General features: G+C 38.1%; 11 protein-coding genes. 2 read left to right on the top strand and 9 right to left on the bottom strand.

Translation table 11 applies throughout. From position 1 onward, the window contains the following. Positions 1-72: 72 nt before the first annotated feature. The 8 genes from B0A80_RS01425 to B0A80_RS01390 form a co-directional block, all read right to left on the bottom strand. Complete coding sequence (locus tag B0A80_RS01425) at positions 73-915, bottom strand: FecR family protein (RefSeq protein WP_089076172.1); 843 nt, start codon at positions 913-915, stop codon at positions 73-75. A 12-nt stretch (positions 916-927) separates the two neighbouring features. Continuing rightward, on the bottom strand, positions 928-1,137 hold the full coding sequence (locus B0A80_RS01420; protein ID WP_017495723.1) for a hypothetical protein: 210 nt from the start codon (positions 1,135-1,137) through the stop codon (positions 928-930). Positions 1,138-1,183: 46 nt separating this feature from the next. Then, entirely contained in the window at positions 1,184-1,705 is a 522-nt protein-coding gene (locus B0A80_RS01415) for an RNA polymerase sigma factor (RefSeq protein ID WP_089076171.1), read from the bottom strand. A 398-nt stretch (positions 1,706-2,103) separates the two neighbouring features. Beyond that, positions 2,104-3,930, bottom strand: a complete 1,827-nt coding sequence (locus B0A80_RS01410) for an alkaline phosphatase (protein WP_089076170.1) — start codon at positions 3,928-3,930, stop codon at positions 2,104-2,106. 311 nt (positions 3,931-4,241) lie between these two features. Next, a complete protein-coding gene (locus B0A80_RS01405; protein ID WP_089076169.1) occupies positions 4,242-5,777 on the bottom strand; it encodes a RagB/SusD family nutrient uptake outer membrane protein in 1,536 nt (511 codons plus the stop codon). Between the two features lie 20 nt (positions 5,778-5,797). Continuing rightward, positions 5,798-9,187, bottom strand: coding sequence for a SusC/RagA family TonB-linked outer membrane protein (locus B0A80_RS01400; protein WP_089076168.1), 3,390 nt, complete (start codon positions 9,185-9,187; stop codon positions 5,798-5,800). Positions 9,188-9,375: 188 nt separating this feature from the next. Beyond that, positions 9,376-10,296, bottom strand: coding sequence for a FecR family protein (locus B0A80_RS01395; protein ID WP_089076167.1), 921 nt, complete (start codon positions 10,294-10,296; stop codon positions 9,376-9,378). 220 nt (positions 10,297-10,516) lie between these two features. Further along, positions 10,517-11,074 (bottom strand): RNA polymerase sigma-70 factor, encoded by a 558-nt coding sequence (locus B0A80_RS01390; protein WP_089076166.1) that lies wholly within the window; start codon positions 11,072-11,074, stop codon positions 10,517-10,519. 757 nt (positions 11,075-11,831) lie between these two features. On the opposite strand from B0A80_RS01390, the gene B0A80_RS01385 reads away from it, so the two are divergent. Then, a complete protein-coding gene (locus B0A80_RS01385) occupies positions 11,832-12,386 on the top strand; it encodes a phage tail protein (protein ID WP_017495716.1) in 555 nt (184 codons plus the stop codon). A 1-nt stretch (position 12,387) separates the two neighbouring features. Here the strand turns inward: B0A80_RS01385 and B0A80_RS01380 are convergent, their stop codons facing one another. Next, positions 12,388-13,407 (bottom strand): SAM-dependent methyltransferase, encoded by a 1,020-nt coding sequence (locus B0A80_RS01380; protein WP_017495715.1) that lies wholly within the window; start codon positions 13,405-13,407, stop codon positions 12,388-12,390. 87 nt (positions 13,408-13,494) lie between these two features. Here B0A80_RS01380 and B0A80_RS01375 point away from each other — a divergent pair, with 87 nt between their 5' ends. After that, complete coding sequence (locus B0A80_RS01375) at positions 13,495-19,587, top strand: HYR-like domain-containing protein (RefSeq protein ID WP_089076165.1); 6,093 nt, start codon at positions 13,495-13,497, stop codon at positions 19,585-19,587. Positions 19,588-19,622 lie beyond the last annotated feature (35 nt).

Raw genomic sequence — 19,622 nt, 5'->3', positions numbered from 1 at the left:
ACTGGATAATTCTTATTATCCTGACCATGAGAAGGATGTTTAGTTTCGCGGCTAGTGCATCCTTTTTCTTTTCTATTGAAAAGTAACTTCTTTCAATTTTTCATTTATTTCAAAATTTAGGTTATACATTTCGGATATTAATTGGATAATTATTTGCAAATCTTCTTTTTTGTTGATTCTCAAGGTAATGTGCTGATCGTAATATTCCTTTGGAAATTTCACCGTGTAACCATAGTTTGTTTTAATGTAGGCAGCAAGAACGGTTAACTTTTCATTTTCAAAATCGGTAAATCTTTCAAATTCAGATACCTCAACCGTATTATTGGCATAGGTGAATTTTTCACCGGGTACGAGTATCCATTTTTGAGTCTGGTCTTTTACGCTCATCTCAACGCTCCCTTCAAAAAGCTCGACTGAGACTTCCTTTTGAGTGTATCCTTTTACTAAGAAAGAAGTTCCTAAAACAGTGGTTGTCGTTTCATTGCAAAAAACCTGAAAAGGATGTTTTTTGTCTTTTGTTACCTGAAAATGAGCTTCTCCTTTAATTTCAATTTTACGATTAGTCTTAAAATTATCGGCATACTCGATTCTGGAATCAGGACTTAACTCCACTTTGGAACTATCCGGTAAAAAAATCGTTTTTACAATTGAAGTCGTATTTTCAATTACGTTTGAAGTCAATTTAATTTCCTGTTGGTTCTGCTCTTTATTAAAGAAAAGGCCCGTTCCGATAAACGCAAAAAGTAAAACAGCTGCTGCTGAGGCATAATGCCATGCTTTAAATCTTTGTTTTTTTGAAGGAAAGGCTTTGGATTGAAATGCTTCCCACGAAGCCTCTTTTTCTTCATCAGAATGCGAAATGGGAACATCATCCCAAATCTTCTTTAATTCTTCTTCTACTTTTTTATCATTCATATCTTTGGGGCGTTAAAGTTTCTGACAATAAAATCCTTGCTTATTAAAAACACCATACACCATATCCTTAATCTCCCTGTTGGTTTCGATTGTCAGAACATGATTTTTGTCTTCTACATCAAAATTCATGATACAATCAGAAATAACAAATTGAAGCAGCGCTACAACAAATTTTGCTTCTTCCTTTGTGGTAACGTCCGTTTTATAAGTTTCAATATTCATTTTATGTTCTCATTTTTATAGATAACAAACGAGAACAAAAAAGTTCCTAATGGTTTTCGACTTTTTTTCGAATAAATTTACTGGCGAGATAAATATGATTGGCTATGGTCTTTTCCGAAAGATCCGTTAAAGCTGCAATCTCCTTATAGCTAAGGTTTTCCAGTTTATGTAAAGTATAGATTTTTTGCTGTTGCTCAGGAAGCTCATTTATTAAATTATTTAATATTTCCTGTCTTTCTTCAAAAATTTCATGATCATTATCCACATTTTCCATCACAACATGTGAAGGTTCGAGTTGTACTATTTTATTTTCTCTGTTGAGATGATTAAGGATGATGTTTTTGCAGATCACAAATAATTGTTTGTCGAATAAAACATCTTCATGAAGTAATTCTCTTTTATTGTATACTCGTAAAAAAGTCTCCTGAACAAAATCCTGTGGGGTAAGTACTGTAAAATTAAAGCGTTTGGCAATGTTTATCAGTTTATCGTAGTAATTAAGGTATGCTTCCCTGAAAGCGGCCTCATTCCCTTTTTTTAAACTTAAAATAAACTTCCTGTTATCCATAACGCAAATATGATAATTAGTCTAAACTCAATGTCTAAAATAATATTGTGGTGTCAAGCGAATCACTTAAGACTTATTTAATCTTTTTCTTAAGCAATTTTAAGATACAAAGAACAGCAATTTTCTTGTAAAAGTTTTTAACAGAAAAAGAAATTAATCCTAAAGAAATGCTAATTTACGATCTTTTATTTTAATCTTATTTTTCTTATAATTAAATTCAAACAGAAGCCAAACCTTGCAAAATCAAGACTTTATTATCTTGACAAGAACATTGTTCTTTCTAAAAATTTCATTTTTAACAAACGTGACGCTTACACTTGTTAAAATAAAAAAGCAGCGACAAAATGTTTTGTCGCCGCTTTTAGTGCGTCTCCACTATCAAACAAAAGTGGTATCAGTTATTTGATTAAAAGTGCTTCGAGTATTTTAGAATAGATTTCTGTGTTTTGATAGACTCCCATAAAATTGGCAGCTCCGGGTCCATATGCAAAAACCGGAACAGGCACCGCTGTGTGATCGTTTGTACTAAAACTTCCCTGTACATACCCTTTTTCGATGCTGCCATCAATTAAGGAAAGTCCTCCGGTTTCGTGATCTGCCGTTACGATTAAAAGTGTTTCCTGATTCTGATCGACAAATTCCATGGCTTGTCCTACCAGTTTATCAAAATCAAGCATTTCACGAACCACGTATTCCAGGTCATTTTTATGTCCGCCATAATCAATTTGCGCACCTTCAGCCATTACAAAAAAAGGATTTTTTGTTTTTGAAAAAATGGTCGTTGTCTTTGCCAAAGATTTTGCTAAAAAGTCTCCTCTTCCCTCTTTCATCGAAACCACCGAAGCATCATCTACCACTACAAAACGTGAATTTTTAATGGTGTCCAGACTTTTAAACTGATCTGAAAAAGTATAACCTTTCTCTGTTATTATTTTAGACAGATCTCTACCGTCTTTTCTGTTAGTAAATTCTTTTGCGCCTCCTCCAATCAAAATATCAGACGGATTATCAAGAAAATCTGCAGCAATTGGTTCGCTTAAAGTTCTTTCAGATTGATGCGCGTAAAAAGCTGCCGGGGTGGCATCTGTAATATTTCCAGCCGAAATAATAGCCGTTTTGTACTTTTTCTTTGCCAGTTGCTGGGTGATTAATTCCAACCCTTTTCCGTTTTCATCTACACTGATAAATCGGTTATTGGTTTTATGACCTGTTGCCATTGCCGTAGCTCCCGCAGCCGAATCGGTGATATAACTGTCTGACGATTTAGTGATCGACAATCCCTGAATCGGAATATTAAAAAGGTTCAATTGTCCTTTATTGGCTGTATAACCGGCGTAAATCTGAGTAAGCCCCATTCCGTCGCCAATAAGCAGAATTACATTTTTCGGACGGCTGTTTTTAGAAAATAAAGCTGTATTCTTAGGTTTATAGGCCTGATAAAATGATGTATTCTGGTAAAAAGTACTTTTTATCTTCTGAATAAACTGCGTCAATGCCGGTACATTATCAGTACCAATATAATCGACTTTTAAATTCATTAGAGTCATCCAGGTATTCACATTATCGGATGTCGACCAGAACCTGATTTTTTTATTCTGAGCATGAACTTGTTTAATGACCGACTGTACTTTTTCTAAATCAGCCTGTGTCATTACTCCTTTTCCGTTCCAAACGGTAAGTTCTTTTAAATCTTCGCTAATCATTTCGACACGTGACAATTGCTCCGAAGAATACGTTTCATTTCTTCTTCCGTCAAAATAGATAAACTCAGGATATTGATTCCAGTTTGATGGTTCAGGTCTCTTTCCTGAAATAACTACTTTTAGATTTTTGTTTGAAATCAAATCCGGATACGTTTTCAGCTGTTGCACGATACCTTTAAGTGTGGCATCAGCTTCTGATTTTATATCAATCATTAAAATTAAAGGCTTATTCTCAGGGTAAACTTTACCTTCTAAGTTTTTTATCTTCTTCGACAAAGGATCTAAATAAAGACTTCGCAGTGTATTGTACGTTTTAATTCCCTCTGAAGTATGTGCTACCAAAAGCTCATTATTCCTCAAAAAAACATCTGCTTCGATAACGCCGGCTTCATTGGAATAGGCTTCATAAAAAGGTAATTTGCCTGCATAATCATTGTGCGAATGAATATTTGCAGAACTGTATTCCTGTGCCTGCGCAAACAGAAAAAAATGAAGGCAAAAAAGTATAATTATTTTTTTCATTACAAGTAAAATTAATTCAATTCTAAAATGGTCTTCAATACTTAGAAGATGAGCCACAGATTAAAAAGATTTCCACAGATTTCTTTAACCCGTTGAGTGCAATTAATAAAAAATCATTTGACACATAGCTTCCTCTGTGTGTTTAAAATAAGCAAATGGATCTGTAAAATCACTTGCAAAAAATATATGCTTACTAAGTATTAAGCCTGGTCAAAATATATAGATTGTTTGCTTTTTTCTTTACAACTGCAAGCTCCACAACTAAGCCTGCAGCGTAAAAAAAAACAAAACAAACAAAATGAAACTATTAATTACCAGCCTTTGTTCTGGAAAAGAGCTCCTTTACTCACGGCAATTTCATCCGGCGGTATTGGCCACACATGGTGAATAGCAGGATTAAAATTACGGGCAGGATAAATCACTGTTCCGTTGTAATGGTGCAAAGGTTTCGCATAAGTCGCCTGAGCATCGCCCCAGCGTACTAAATCGAAATGGCGGTCTGTCCATTCTCCTGCCAGCTCACAACGTCTTTCTCTTTTCAGATCTGTTAGTGTGGCTCCTCCAATACTTGGTAAACCGGCACGATTTCGAATCATGTTTATTTCGGTATCGGCACTTAGTCCTTTCATTAATTTTGCTTCAGCCAGCATCAGGATTACATCCGCATAACGTAAAAGAGGTACATTTAAAGCGGTAGAAGGCTTGTCTCCGTTTGCATTTACATAACGAATATCAATTCCGCCCGAAGTAGTTTTTGGATAACCGAATGGCTCCATGTATTTTTTAAACTGATAACCGGTTCTGTTACTTGAACTGACCATATATTTTCCTTCATTAAAAGTGACTAATTCACCGAAGTACATAAACTTGTCTCCTTTTTGAAGAATTGTAGCACTTCGTCTTTTATCAGCAGGATCATACGTATCGAACAATTCTTTAGTAGGATAAAAATTTCCCCAGCCATTGTAAACTCCCCAGCCTTTATCTTCCAGACATACTCCAGGAAAAATAGATCCTAAGCTTGTGTTTTCGGCACTCGAGGTTACGGACCAAATATACTCTGACGACCAGTTGTTTTTAATTTTAAAAACATCTTCGAAATTATCCAGTAATTTGTGTTTTCCACTGTTGACAATCATATTGGCATACTTAATTGCATTGTCCCAGTCTTTTGCATACAAATAGGTACGCACCAAATATCCCCATGCTGCAGTTTTATGTGCACGTCCGTAATTGTCTGAACTAAGTTCATTGAAATAAGGCAATAAATCGGCAGCTTTAATGAGATCGGCAGCGATATAGGCGTAGTTTTCGGCTACGTTTTTAGCACGCGGCACATATACATTGGTTGGATTTTCTCTGTCCTGAATTGGAATCCCGGCACGGTCATCTCCGTAATGATAAGCCAATTCCAAATGCATTACAGCATGATTGAAGTACGCTTCTCCCAACATCATGTTTTTTGTTTTATCATCCAAACTGATTTTCGGAATGTTGCGAATCACATCGTTACAGCGTTTCATCACTTCATAGTGAAGTCTCCAAATGTCTTTGGTATCCGATTCTGCTCCGTCTACAATAAAATTTTTGATTCGTTCCGCATTTTGTCTTGGTTTCGTTCCGATATCATCACTTGCATTGTTTAGCCAGAAAAATCCACGACCGTACATGTTATCATCCGAATAGAGTGCATAAATCGCATTCACTCCTGCTTTTGCATCAGCAGGTGTTTTCCAGAAATTACCACTTGAAGGTGCTCCCTGAGGTACTAAATCAAGTTCATTTTCGCAAGCCGACATGCTCATTAAAAGCACCAGACTCCATAATAAAAGACTTAAATTTTTCATTTTATTTGTGTTATATTTTTTTAAAAAGTTGCGTTGACACCTGTCATATAAATACGGGAGAGAGGATATTTCCCTAAGTCCAAACCAAAATTCTTAAGTCCCACTTCCGGATCCATTCCTGAATACTTGGTAATGGTAAAAAGGTTTTGCCCTGAGATAAAAAATCTAAGTTTTGCTTTTCCGTGCAACCATTGTTCTTTCACTGTATATCCAATCGAAACGTTTCTTAATCTCAGGAAAGAAGCATCTTCAATATAAAAATCAGAGATTCTTCCGAAATTATTATTGTTGTCTGTTGAAGAAAGAATTGGAATATTGGTATTGGTATTCGTTGGCGACCACGCATTTTTAGAATCGGCCAATAAATTATAACCCGGGAATGAAGCATTCACACCTGTATATTTTACGGCATTAAAAACTTTGTTTCCGGCTGTTCCGCTAAGGAAGATGTTCATATCAAATCCTTTGTATCTGAAATTCGTATTTAAACTGAAGGTCGTTTTCGGAAAAGGACTTCCAAGCACTACTCTGTCACTGTTATTGATTACACCATCACCATTTACATCTTTAAATTTAATGTCTCCGGCAACCGCATTAGGCTGATACACTACTCCTTTATCATTTACATAGGCTTTTGCTTCGGCATTACTTTGAAACAATCCGTCTGTTGAATACCCGTAAAATGCTCCGACAGGGCTTCCTACCTGATAGATATTAGCCAAAGGCAAACTACGAACACGACTAAGGTTTAAAGGTTCTAAGGAAGTTAAATCGTCTTTGATCGAAACAATTTTATTGCTTAAGAAAGCTGCATTTGCTGTTACATCAAATTTGAATTCGCCACGCGTTTTCTGATAGGTTAAACTTGCTTCAATTCCTTTATTTTCAACATTACCCGAATTTACGATTCTTCCTAACGGAGTTCCTGAAACTCCCGGGAGCTGATCGCGAACCAACATGTCCTTATTGGTTTTAATGTAAGCATCTACAGATCCTGATAAAGCATTGTTAAACATGGTAAAATCCAATCCTACGTTGCTTTGTTCTGAACTTTCCCATCTTAAATTTGGATTCGACAATTCGCTCTCAGAATAACCGTAAGAGATTACCGGACTGTTTCCAATTAAAGCTTGTGTCTGCGTTAAAGGCACACTAAACTGGTAAGGTCCAAGATTTCCTAAGTTTCCAATCTGTCCCCAGCTTGCACGTAATTTTAAATTGCTTACTAACGGGTCTATGCTTTTCATGAATCCTTCTTCCGAAATCAACCATCCGGCAGAAACAGAAGGATATACTTTCCAGCGGTTGTCTGAAGTTAGTTTTGAAGTACCGTCACGGCGTATAATTCCTGAAATCAAGTACTTTTGATTAAAGTCATAATTCAGCCTTCCTACATAAGAAGAAATGATTTCTTCGGACATTCCTGCTTCCACCTGCTGTACTAACTTAGCATTTAATAAATAACGCTGTGATGGATCTTCATTATCAAAGCCTGTTCCCTGCACGGTATAAAAATCTCTTTTGGTTTGCTGATAGGTATATCCGGCAAGTGCTTTAAAATTGTGCTTTCCTAATGATTTTTCGTAAGAAAGCGTCTGCTCGCTTAATAAGTCAGTTGTGGTAGCAGAAGATTTTGTTAATCGGTTAAAGTCAAATATTTTACCCGGTTCTGTTATTTTTACCGCAAAATCGGTTGCGTTGTTCTGAATTCTGGTATATCCCCAGTTCGATTTAAATTTTAAACCTGATACGATTTCCCATTCTGCATAAGGATTAATCAAAACAGTCGAAATCGGATTGCGGTTGTCCAGTCTTTTTAAATAGGCCACCGGATTGATTACGTCTCCATAAGAACCTATATATTTTTCAGGAACACCTCCAAACTTTCCTGAACCGTCTTCTCTATAGATCGTCGCATTTGGCGGATAAAAAATCGCTGCTAAAATAGCTCCTGTGTAACCACTTGTTGTATTGGCTGCCTGACCATCTGTTAAAGAGTACGACAGGTTTTCGCCCACTGTAAAATTAGGTGCCAGTTTAAAAGAAGAATTGGCTCTCGCCGTATAACGGGTTCCGTAGGTATTTAGCAATATTCCTTCGTTTTTGCGGTAACTTCCGGAAATAAAGAAATTAGATTTCTCGGTTTTACCATTTACTGAAATAGACAAATCCTGAATTTCGCCGGTACGGAAAATTTCATCCATCCAATTGGTCTTTGTGGTTCTGGCTGTTGGTTCAAAAGCCGGATCAAAGGCCGGAATTCTCGGCATACCAGCATTGTCTCTGGCGGTGTTCATCGCATCTGCATATTCAGCCGCATTTAAAACATCTAACTTTTTAGCTACGTTTTGAAAACCTCCCTGATAATTTACATTGATATTAATGCGTTCCGAAACTCCTTTTTTAGAGGTAATTAAAATAACTCCTCCTGAAGCTCTTGCTCCATAAATTGCTGCAGAAGCCGCATCTTTTAAAACGCTTATCGAAGCAATATCATTTGGGTTCAAGGTATTTAAAGAACCGCTGTAGATAATTCCGTCTAAAACAATCAGTGGTGTTTCGGCGTTCAAAGATCCGATACCTCTGATATTAATTGTAGGCTCGGCAGTTGGATCACCACCATTGTTAATTACGGTGACACCTGCCACTGTTCCTTGCAGTAATTCTGCGGCACTATTGTAAGTTCTGCTTGATGTTTCTTTCATCGAAACGGTTCCTACAGATCCTAAAACTTCATTCTTTTTTACACTTCCGTATCCCATTACAACCACTTCCTGCAGTTGTTTCATATCGGCCGCTAATTTTACACTTATGTTTTTATCCGATTGTGTCACTTTTACTTCCTGCGTCACATAACCTACATAAGAAAAAACAAGTACTGCTGCAGACGAATTGATTTCGATTTTAAAAGTTCCGTCAAAATCTGTTGTGGCTGTTGCATCCGAATCTTTGTCTTTGATTCCGACACCCGGTAATGGCATTCCGTCATCACCGCCAAAAACAGTTCCCGAAATGCTTATTTTTCCCTGACCGGCGTCCGAAACTTTTATACTTTTCTTAATCACAATATTGTTGCTGACAATTTCATATCTCAGCAAGAGATTGCTGCATATTTTATCCAAAGCCTGTTCCAGAGGCACATTATTCAATTTTAAACTAATCTTTTGATTGGTATTGACCTGATTAGTTTCGTACATAAAATGCACGTCGATTTGTTTTTCAATCTTCTGAAAAACACTCTTTATACTTTCATTTTCTACTTTTAAAGTTACTCTTTTACCGATATCAAAACGAGCCGCTTTTACGGTTAATCCGATAAAAAATAGAGCCACGAAAAGCAGTGCCTTCGTTAGTACCGATTTTTTAATGCTCTGAGCCTTTACGACATACCGCATTTGCTTTTTATTCATGATTGTGTTTTTTTTAATTGTTTTTGATTGTGGAACGGTTTTCTACGTAGATTTTTTAATTTGATTTTTAAAGGAATTGTATTCCAGCTGATTGAAACAAGAATTGGAGATTTTAAAAATTCTCTCAACTCCGCTAACCCACATTGCGCTATGCGAACTATTTTTCTCTCCGCTGTATTTTCTAAAACTTAACGGATGACATAAGTCCCCGATTCTATTTTGTACTCTGCATTGATAATATTGCACACCAAAGCAACGACCTGTCCTGCCGGAAGTTCTTTGAAATAGGCACTAATTTTTAAGTTGTTTAAATTTTTGTTTGCAATCTGAACGGTTACGTTATAATTTCGATTGATCGTTGCAATGACTTCCGGTAAAGGGGCATCTTCAAAAACAATAATATGCTTTCGCCATAGTGAGATTGAATTCATTGGGATATCCTTAAATGCCTGAAGTTTGTTGCTGTGCGATTTAAAAACCACTTTTTGCCCCGGAGTTACATATACATTTTCTTCGGTCACGGTTGATTTAACATTCACTCTTCCCGTCAGCACCGAAACTTCCTGAGTAGTCTGATCCGGATAAGCCTGCACGTTAAAACTCGTTCCCAGTACTTTGGTGTCCATTTTATCGGTATGAATGATAAAAGGATGCTTTTTATCTTTGGCTACATCAAAAAAGGCTTCTCCGGTTAAATAGATTTCTCTGGTATCCCCTTTAAAAGTAACCGGATATTTTACATGACTTCCTGCATTAAGCCATATCTGAGTTCCATCACTTAAAACTATTTTAGCGTGTTCTCCCGCTCTTGTTGCATATTGTCTGGTGATGGTTTTTAGCGAGGATAAATAAAGGAAACAGGACAAGCTAACTACAAATAACAAAGAAGCTGCTACCGCCCAATTTCTATTTGGAAGAGAAATAACCTTATTCGTTTTTTTTATATTTTGAATTTCCTTTTTTAACTTCGATTGGTCTGATGTAATCAATGCTATCGTGTCGAATATTTCTTCAGGATGATCGTACCAGTTATTCCATAATTCTTCCCCATTTAAAGAGGGCTTCCCTTCTAAAAAAAGTTTTATATCTTGATGTAATTTTTCAGGCATTATAATTTGTTTATCTCTTTAATAGTATGTCTTAGAAATAGTAATTTCAGGTAGGCGCTTAAGGTTACGCTTTTGTTAAGAAAAAATGCATAACCTTAATTTATATCAATTTTACTTATATCGTAGTCCAATGCTTTCTGATATAATACCGATGTAATATGAAAATAGTACAATGCAATTGGACTATATTGAATATACAATCGGTATTAGCGATCTGCTATTAGTTAAATTCGCCCAGGTAGTTTCGCATAAACTTTAATGCGTAGGCAATGTGATACTTTACCGTTTCGTGCGAAACATTAAGTTCTTCGGCTATTTCTTTGTTGGTGTAATGTTTGATTCTGCTGAGAATAAAAACTTCTTTGGATTTTTTAGGAAGCAATAACGCAGCCTTATCAACGGCTTCCTGTAGTTCTTCATAATAAATAGAATCTTCGGTAGTGTTGCTGCCGCCGCAATCATTGGTGTTTCTGTCTATAACCTCTCTAACATATTGATCGGTGATAGTATGCATTTTTATATAATCTAAAGTAGTATACCGAACAGAGGTGTAGATATAAGCTGAAAATTTCTTTTGAATAATCAAACTCTTTCGTCTTTCCCAAATCGTTGTAAAAACTTCCTGAACAATCTCTTCGGAAACCGGAACCGACTTCATCCTCACATAAACAAACCGAACCAATTCATCCCGATATCGGAAATACAATTCATCAAACGCTTTATCTTTTCCTTGTCTCAATAACTCAACAAGCTCCTCATCAGTAAACTTCTTATACATGAGACACCGTTTTTGAATGATTTGGCGAATGAAGTGTTCGAAATAAGACTTTCGATCCAATCTTTATACAGCGATGTATTCTGATTTTAAAAAATGACATATACTACAATTGTGTTGTTTATAATATGTCTTCAAAATTAAAGCTGAGGGTAGGTCTGGAAGGTTACGTTTACATTAATAAACTAACCTGATTATAAAACATTATATTAACATCTGATGCTTTATGTTACGTCAATATTGATAGGAGATCTTATTAGATATCAGCTTTGTAAAGTGTCACTTGTTAAAGCAAATGATACTGCAAGCAATTGTGAATTTGATACAATGTTTTTTTTAGTGCAGAAATTTTTCTCCCTATTTTGACAATAATATGCAAACAGAATGCCTTGGTTGTACTATACCTCCTACAACTATCATATTTCTACCGTAAAATCGCGCAAAACACCAGTAAACATAAGGATGTGGCTCATTTTTCTGCTCCCTGTGATTTATCTCACTCATTATTAGTGTTTCCGACACTAAAAGGATATTTCATGACAATAAAAACCGTCCTCATGACATATTTTTCAGTTTCGGTGCCTAAGATTCTTAGTTTTAACCTGTTTTAGAAGATAAAAACAGGTAGAAACACCTGTTTTTGAGAGTTTTATATTTTATACCTTAGTTTAAATATAAAAATTGTCCTTTTATTTCTTAGTCAAAAACACAAGTAATATCAAAAACAAATATAAACACTAACCTATTAACACTAAACACTATGGAAGAATTCATTGGAGTTGTAAAACTTTTTGCGGGAAATTTTGCCCCAAGAGGCTGGGCCTTTTGTAACGGACAAATATTGTCAATTGCACAAAATACGGCATTATTCTCAATCCTTGGTACAACCTATGGAGGAAATGGTCAGACTACTTTCGCTTTACCAAATCTACAAGGTGCAACAGCTATTGGACAAGGAACTTCACCTGGAGGAACTTACGTTCTTGGACAAGCTGCAGGTACACCAAACGTTTCAATTTTAACAAGCAACCTTCCTGCTCACGTTCACGCAGGACCAGGTAAAATTTCTGTGAGTGCAACAAATGCATCAGATTCAACACCGGTAGCCGGAGCATCGATAGCAATACCGGGAGCTCTTGTATCGAGAGTTTTCACCCCTACATTAGGCTTTGCAACAGCAACTCCAAGTGTCGATTTATTAAGCAATGTAACCACTGGTGCCACTGGTAGCAATCTGCCTATCTCAGTAATGCAGCCTTATGTAGCATTATCTTATATCATTTGCCTAGAAGGAATTTTCCCTTCCAGAAATTAAACTATTTAAGAGCATTTTTTACATTATAAGACCATTTGGGTATATCGCTGAAGTCGTATAAAAACTGAATTTCAGAATACTCTGTAAGATTGTACATAGAAACAAGACAAAAAGGGTTTGTAATATAAGACTCCGCAGTTTTTAATTCGATGTCTTCAAATATCCTGATTTCAGTAAAAATACACACATCGGGATGATTACTAAAATCATCGGGCAGCTTATAAAAGTCACTTTTAAATTCTAAATCCTGACTTGTATTGCCAAAAAGTTCTTTGCTTATTGTAAATAATCTATCTACAAATACACTATGAGGATAGGGCTGTATTTCGTTACGGCCCTTAACCTCTGATTTAGCATCTTTTAAGGATGGCTCATGATCGGAATATGTATAAGTCAAATCGATCTTGATTTCTTCGGGAATTAAAATTCCATGCGAAGACAACTGCGAAACAATGTTTCGCGTAATCGCCACTTGCGGCTCTCGGGTAAGAGCATAATGCATCGTTTCGGAGATGGCCAGATCAATTGCAAACTCCTCCGGTTTTGTATACGTAATGGCATCTGTTTCGATTAATTCTAATGAATAATCGTTTAAACCGGTCACCGATAAAATATGATGTACAGATGCTATAGAAGCAGTATTGATATCTAGTAAAATGGCTTTAATTCTATCTTTATTAAACAAAGGAAGTAAAGGAAGAATTAAAGTTGCATAAGGGCCACAACCCGCGTAAAGAACATTAATACTTCTCTCTGGAAAATCAATACACAATTTTGTCAGAGCCTTATAAACGCCTTTTATGAAATAAACCGTGCGTAAATAATCGTCAACACAGTCTGCCGCACCAGAGCTTGACAAGGCAACACCGCCTTTAACATGAACTTCATTGTTCTCAAAATGGTTAACTGTTGCGATTTTTTCATAAAATTCTGAAAGGTTTCGCGCACATGTGGTGTGTTCATCAATAGTATTTGACGCAATGATAGATTGAACAATAATCGTAAGCTCTTGTTTATACATGATACTCAATTTTAGTTAAAGCTTTAAAGTTTGAACTGGAAAAACAAATGTAAGAATACAAAATGATAAATCTAATATCAGTTAATTATGAAAAAACTCTACTTATTACTCATTCTACTGTTTTTTACGCTGCAGCAATTGACTGCACAAACAGTAGAGACCTTCGAAGCTCAGACAATTAACCAACCTAGCTTTACCAGCAATGGTAAAACTTTTAACCTAACCAATACTTATGTTTCTTTTCAGGTGGTTACTTCGCCTGGTTATGGTTATAACGGTTCTAACAACTACATACAGGTCTCAGATGGTAACGCATCACAAAGTTTAGGGCAAACCGGATTCATTACCGCTGCCTCAGGAAGCTTTAAAATGAACAGTTTATGGATTTACCTTACCGGTACTTCCGGTCAGACTCCTAATAGTACCTCTAATGGTGCTCCGGGTTCGGTTACTTTAACCGGAAAACTTGGCGGTGTAACACAATTCTCTATTGTAAAAAACACTACAGGAGCAAATATTGGTACTGCCTTACCCGGAAATGGTTTTATCCCTGTTAACTTCGCAACAGACGGAGTTTCTAATTTTACCAATATCAACATTGACCAGCTTGAAATTCAGCTAAGCGCTAATTACGATTATTTCGCAGTTGATAATTTTGTTTGGGTTGATGGCGTAAGTTTAGCAACCGTAACTACTACAACCGCTACAAATGTGGGTTCAACGAAAGCAATTATTGGAGGAAATGTAACTGCAGATGGCGGAGATGCCAATGTAGAAAGAGGAATCGTTTGGGCAACAACAGCAAGCCCAACTATCGCAAATAATAAATTTCAAATCGGAACTGGAACTGGAATTTTTAGTAATACCGTAACAGGCCTTACTCCCGGTTCTACTATTCATTACAGAGCTTATGCAAAAAATACTGCCGGGACAGCTTATGGTGCCGAATCAACATTTGTTACAGCGGCTGCTTTGGCCACTTCATCTACTTCAAAAACAGATGTGGCTTGTAACGGAGGAACTACCGGAGCTGCCAGTGTTACTGTAATTGGAGGAGTTACTCCCTATACTTACTCATGGTCTCCTTCAGGAGGTACCGGATCATCGGCAACCGGACTGTCTGCAAATGCATACACTGTTACAATTACCGATGCTGAATTGACACAAATTACCAGAAACTTCTCGATAACGCAACCAACAGCACTAAATGGACTGCCTACGACAACGGCTGTTTCTTGTTTTGGAGGCAGTAACGGTACAGCAACAATAACTCCGACTGGTGGTACACCGGGATACACCTACTTATGGTCTACCGGAGCTACAACACAAACTATAACAGGCCGTGTAGCCGGAACATACAGCGTCACCATTACAGATGCCAATGGATGCCCTAGAACCATAAACAACATTGTTATAGGTCAGCCAGCAACCGCTCTTGACGGAACCGCCACCACCACAGCCGCTTCTTGTTTTGGAGGTAGTAACGGTACCGCAACAGTAACTCCAAGTGGAGGTACACCTGCATACACCTATTCATGGTCTCCATCAGGAGGTACAGCCGCAACGGCTACGGGACTTACTGCCGGAACTTATAGTGTTACTATTACAGACGCTAACGCATGTGCAAAAACGATAACGGGTATTGTTGTCGGACAACCAGCAGCTGTTCTTGATGGAACGACTTCCACCACAGCAGTTTCTTGTTTTGGAGGATCAAATGGTACAGCTACTGTTGTTGCATCAGGAGGAACTCCAGGTTATACGTATTCATGGTCCCCATCAGGAGGAACTGCAGCAACTGCTTCAGGGCTTCAGGCTGGAACTTACAGTGTAACGATTACTGATAATAACGCATGTTCTAAAACCATTACCGGTATTGTTGTCGCACAACCGGCCGCATCACTTAATGGATCTATAAGTACAACTTCAGTTTCTTGCTCTGGAGCAGCTACCGGTTCTGCAACCGTAAGTGCTTTTGGAGGAACTCCGGGTTATACTTACTCTTGGTCTCCATCGGGAGGTACTGCAGCAACTGCATCAGGACTTACAGCAGGAACTTATAGTGTTACTATTACTGATGCTAATTCTTGTATGCGTACAATCAATAATATTACAATAGGAACTGCTACAGCTATTAATGGAGCTATATCTACAACAGCCGTTTCTTGTTTTGGAGGAGCTAACGGTACAGCAACAGTTACACCATCAGGAGGTGTTCCGGGATATACCTATTCATGGTCTAACGGAGCTACAACACAAACTATAACAGGACTTACAGCAGGAACTTATAGTGTTACGATTACAGATGCTAATGCCTGTACAAAAATAGTAACAGGTATTGTTGTGGGACAGCCTGCTGCAGCTCTTGACGGAACTGCTACTACCACAGCCGTTTCTTGTTTCGGAGGAACCAATGGTACAGCAACAGTTACACCATCAGGAGGTACTCCGGCTTATACGTACTCTTGGTCACCTTCAGGAGGTACAGCAGCAACGGCTACAGGACTTGCTGCCGGAACTTATAGTGTTACTATTACAGATGCTAATGCCTGTACAAAAATAGTAACAGGTATTGTTGTGGGACAGCCATCAAACGTTCTTGACGGAACTACCACCACAACCGCTGCTTCTTGTTTTGGAGGAGCTAACGGTACAGCAACCGTTACTGCGACCGGAGGTACTCCTGCCTATACCTATTCATGGTCTCCAACAGGAGGTACAGCAGCCACTGCAACCGGACTTACCGCAGGAAACTATAGTGTTACCATTACAGATGCTACTGGATGTACCAGAACGATAACGGGTATTGTCGTAGGTCAACCAGCTACTGCTCTTGACGGAACCCCAAGTACAACAGCTGTTTCTTGTTTTGGAGGAGCTAACGGTACGGCTACCATAACAGCATCAGGAGGTACTGCAGGATATACTTATTTATGGTCTACAGGAGCTACAACAGCTTCTATTACCGGACTTATCGCAGGAACTTATAGTGTTACTATTACAGACGCTAACGCCTGTGCAAAAACAATAAGCAATATTGTTGTTGGACAACCTGCTGCAGCTCTAGACGGAACGATAGCTACAACTGCCGTTTCTTGTTTTGGAGGAGCCAATGGTACCGCAACAGTAACTCCTAACGGAGGAACTGCAGGATATACTTATGCATGGTCTAACGGATCAACAACTCAATCCATAAACGGACTTATAGCAGGTACTTACAGTGTTACCATTACAGATGCGAACTCATGTTCAAAAACTATCAATAATATTGTAGTAGGACAGCCTGCCACTGCTCTTGACGGAACTGCTACTACAACCGCCGTTTCTTGTTTCGGAGGAACTAATGGTACGGCAACCGTAACTCCATCAGGAGGTACTGCAGGATACACTTATTCATGGGCACCAACAGGAGGTACAGCTGCAACAGCAACAGGACTTCCAGCAGGAACTTATAGCGTGACCATTACAGATGCTAACGCTTGTTCAAAAACAATAAGTAATATTGTTGTCGGACAACCGGCTGCGGCTCTTGACGGGACTGCAACTACAACTGCTGTTTCTTGTTTCGGAGGTGTTAATGGTACTGCAACAGTAACAGCAACCGGAGGTACAGCTGGTTACACCTATTCATGGGCTCCTACAGGAGGTACAGCTGCAACAGCAACGGGACTTCCAGCGGGAACTTATAGTGTTACCATTACTGATGCTAACGGATGTTCTAAAACCGTAAATAATATTGCTATTAGTCAACCTGCTGCTCTTAACGGAACTGCAACTACAACAGTAGTTTCTTGTTTTGGACAAGCTGACGGTACTGCAACGGTTACTCCAACCGGAGGTACAGCTAATTATACCTATTTATGGTCTAATGGAGCAACTACGCAAACCATAACTGGTCTTGTTGCCGGAAACTATAATGTTGTCATTACAGATGCTAACTCTTGTACAAAAACAGTAAATAATGTTACTGTATTTCAGCCAACTGCTATAACAGTTGTCCCTACACAAACTAATGTGAGTTGTAACGGAGGACAAAACGGACAGGCCTCAGCAACAGTAAGTGGTGGAGGCGGAAGCTATACCTATTCATGGTCTCCATCGGGAGGTACGGCAGCAACAGCAACCGGACTTGCTGCAGGAACATACACTTTAACCATTACAGATGGTAGTGGTTGTACTAAAACTCAAGTTTATAACATCTTAGAGCCAGCTGCAATCGCAACTACAATTACAGGAACAAATGTTAGTTGTAACGGAGGAAGCAATGGTTCGGCTACTGTTAATGTAACAGGTGGAACAGGAAGCTATACTTACGTTTGGTCTCCAACCGGAGGAAATTCAGCAACTGCAAGTGGTTTGCCATCAGGAAATTATTCAGTAGTAGTTACTGACGGAAATGGATGTACCAAAACTGCTAATATTGTTATCAACCAACCAGCTATATTGTCTGCTGCTATTGCAACTCAAACAAACATTTCCTGCAATGGAGCAAGTAATGGAGCGATTACTACTACTATAACTGGCGGTACAACTCCATACACTTACTTGTGGTCAAATGGAGCAACAACTAAAGACATCAGCGGATTAACAGCGGGAACCTATACCCTGACAGTTACAGATGCTAATGGTTGTACTGCACCACTATCAGTAACTTTAACCACTACTCCTGATGTAACACCACCAGTACCAAATGTGGCCACTCTTCCGGTAATTACAGGCGCTTGTGCTGTTTTATCGGCTCAGATTCCGGTTCCAACTGCAACGGATAATTGTAGTGGAAATATTACTGCAACCACAACGAATCCTTTAACTTATAATACACCGGGAACCTATACAATAACCTGGACGTATACTGATGCTAGTGGAAACACAAGCACACAAAATCAGACCGTTAAAGTTCTTCCTTCGTCTATTCAAGCAGTAACATTTAGCAATGCTACAGTAACCTACAACAAAAACCCACAAGCAATACAGGTTGCTAATTTACCTGCAGGAGCTACGGTTACTTATACAATAGCACCTGGATCTACAGGAAATTCAGCTACAAATGCGGGTACGTATACGGTAACTGCGGTAGTAACTCCTTCAGCAAGCGAACCTAATTGTTCTCCAATTACGCTTACTGCACAGCTTACTATTCAAAAAGCGGCACAGCTAATTACTTTTCCAATATTGGGAATCAAAACACTTGGAGGATCAAATACTTTCAATCTGGGGGCTACTGCCAATTCTGGTTTAGCAGTAAATTATACCTACACTTACACCACAGCTTTGCCTGCTGCTACTGTTGCTCCAACAACCGGTTTAGTTACTATGCTAAGATCAGGAGAAATAACAATTGTTGCTGCTCAGGCTGGTGATGCGAATTACTTACCTGCTCCGGATGTTTCACAGCTTTTGGTGATCAAAAACAATGACATCACTGTTACTCAAATTACCGTTGGTACTAAAGTTTATCCAAATCCGGCTAAGACTATTAATTACCTGATGGCATGTGGCGAGAACAACGTAAATGTAGCGTTGACCAATACAACCAATGCAACCTTTACTCCTGCGGCTAATTTTACGATCAATACACCTAAACCTGGGATTTATACGCAAAATGTAACAATTACTTCTCAAGACGGAAGTGCTAGCGCTACTTATGCTATAACTGTAGAAAAACCATTTGGATTCTATGATATTGTACACCAAAAATTCAATAATGTACTTATCGTAAACAATAACCCTCAAACGAATGGAGGTTACGAGTTTGTTTCGTACCAATGGTTTAAAAACGGACAAGTAATTGGAACTAATCAATACTTTTCAGCAGGTGAGGCTCAATCCAATACATTGGATTTAACAGCCGACTATAGCGTGAAAATGACTACTAAAGATGGTAAAGTGCTGCAAACATGTCCTTCTAAAATTAAGACACAGAAATCACTTGAGGTTAAATTGTATCCAAATCCGGTTGAAACAGGAAAAATGCTTACTGTAGATGCTGATTTACCGGAAGGTGATTTAGAAAACATGCAAATAAGTCTTTACTCTGTTACAGGTAAACTACTTACAACAATGAAATCATCTACTGCTCAGACACAGCTACAATTACCTCCAAGTACTGAAAGTAATATGGTTCTTGTAGTTATTGAGTCAGGCAATATCAAAAAGTCATTCAAAGTAATTGTAAAATAATCAAAATCATGCCAGTACCACTTCAAAATGGTACT

The organism is Flavobacterium tructae (assembly GCF_002217475.1).
Classification (GTDB): domain Bacteria; phylum Bacteroidota; class Bacteroidia; order Flavobacteriales; family Flavobacteriaceae; genus Flavobacterium; species Flavobacterium tructae.
The sequence above is the reverse complement of the archived record's forward strand: the minus strand, read 5'-3'. Positions and strand labels throughout refer to the sequence as shown.

Coding starts and splice junctions, on each gene's coding strand:
- B0A80_RS01400 (WP_089076168.1), bottom strand. CDS start 9,187: ATGAATAAAAAGCAAATGCGGTATGTCGTAAAGGCTCAGAGCATTAAA.
- B0A80_RS01410 (WP_089076170.1), bottom strand. CDS start 3,930: ATGAAAAAAATAATTATACTTTTTTGCCTTCATTTTTTTCTGTTTGCG.
- B0A80_RS01395 (WP_089076167.1), bottom strand. CDS start 10,296: ATGCCTGAAAAATTACATCAAGATATAAAACTTTTTTTAGAAGGGAAG.
- B0A80_RS01405 (WP_089076169.1), bottom strand. CDS start 5,777: ATGAAAAATTTAAGTCTTTTATTATGGAGTCTGGTGCTTTTAATGAGC.
- B0A80_RS01420 (WP_017495723.1), bottom strand. CDS start 1,137: ATGAATATTGAAACTTATAAAACGGACGTTACCACAAAGGAAGAAGCA.
- B0A80_RS01425 (WP_089076172.1), bottom strand. CDS start 915: ATGAATGATAAAAAAGTAGAAGAAGAATTAAAGAAGATTTGGGATGAT.
- B0A80_RS01375 (WP_089076165.1), top strand. CDS start 13,495: ATGAAAAAACTCTACTTATTACTCATTCTACTGTTTTTTACGCTGCAG.
- B0A80_RS01415 (WP_089076171.1), bottom strand. CDS start 1,705: ATGGATAACAGGAAGTTTATTTTAAGTTTAAAAAAAGGGAATGAGGCC.
- B0A80_RS01390 (WP_089076166.1), bottom strand. CDS start 11,074: ATGTATAAGAAGTTTACTGATGAGGAGCTTGTTGAGTTATTGAGACAA.
- B0A80_RS01380 (WP_017495715.1), bottom strand. CDS start 13,407: ATGTATAAACAAGAGCTTACGATTATTGTTCAATCTATCATTGCGTCA.
- B0A80_RS01385 (WP_017495716.1), top strand. CDS start 11,832: ATGGAAGAATTCATTGGAGTTGTAAAACTTTTTGCGGGAAATTTTGCC.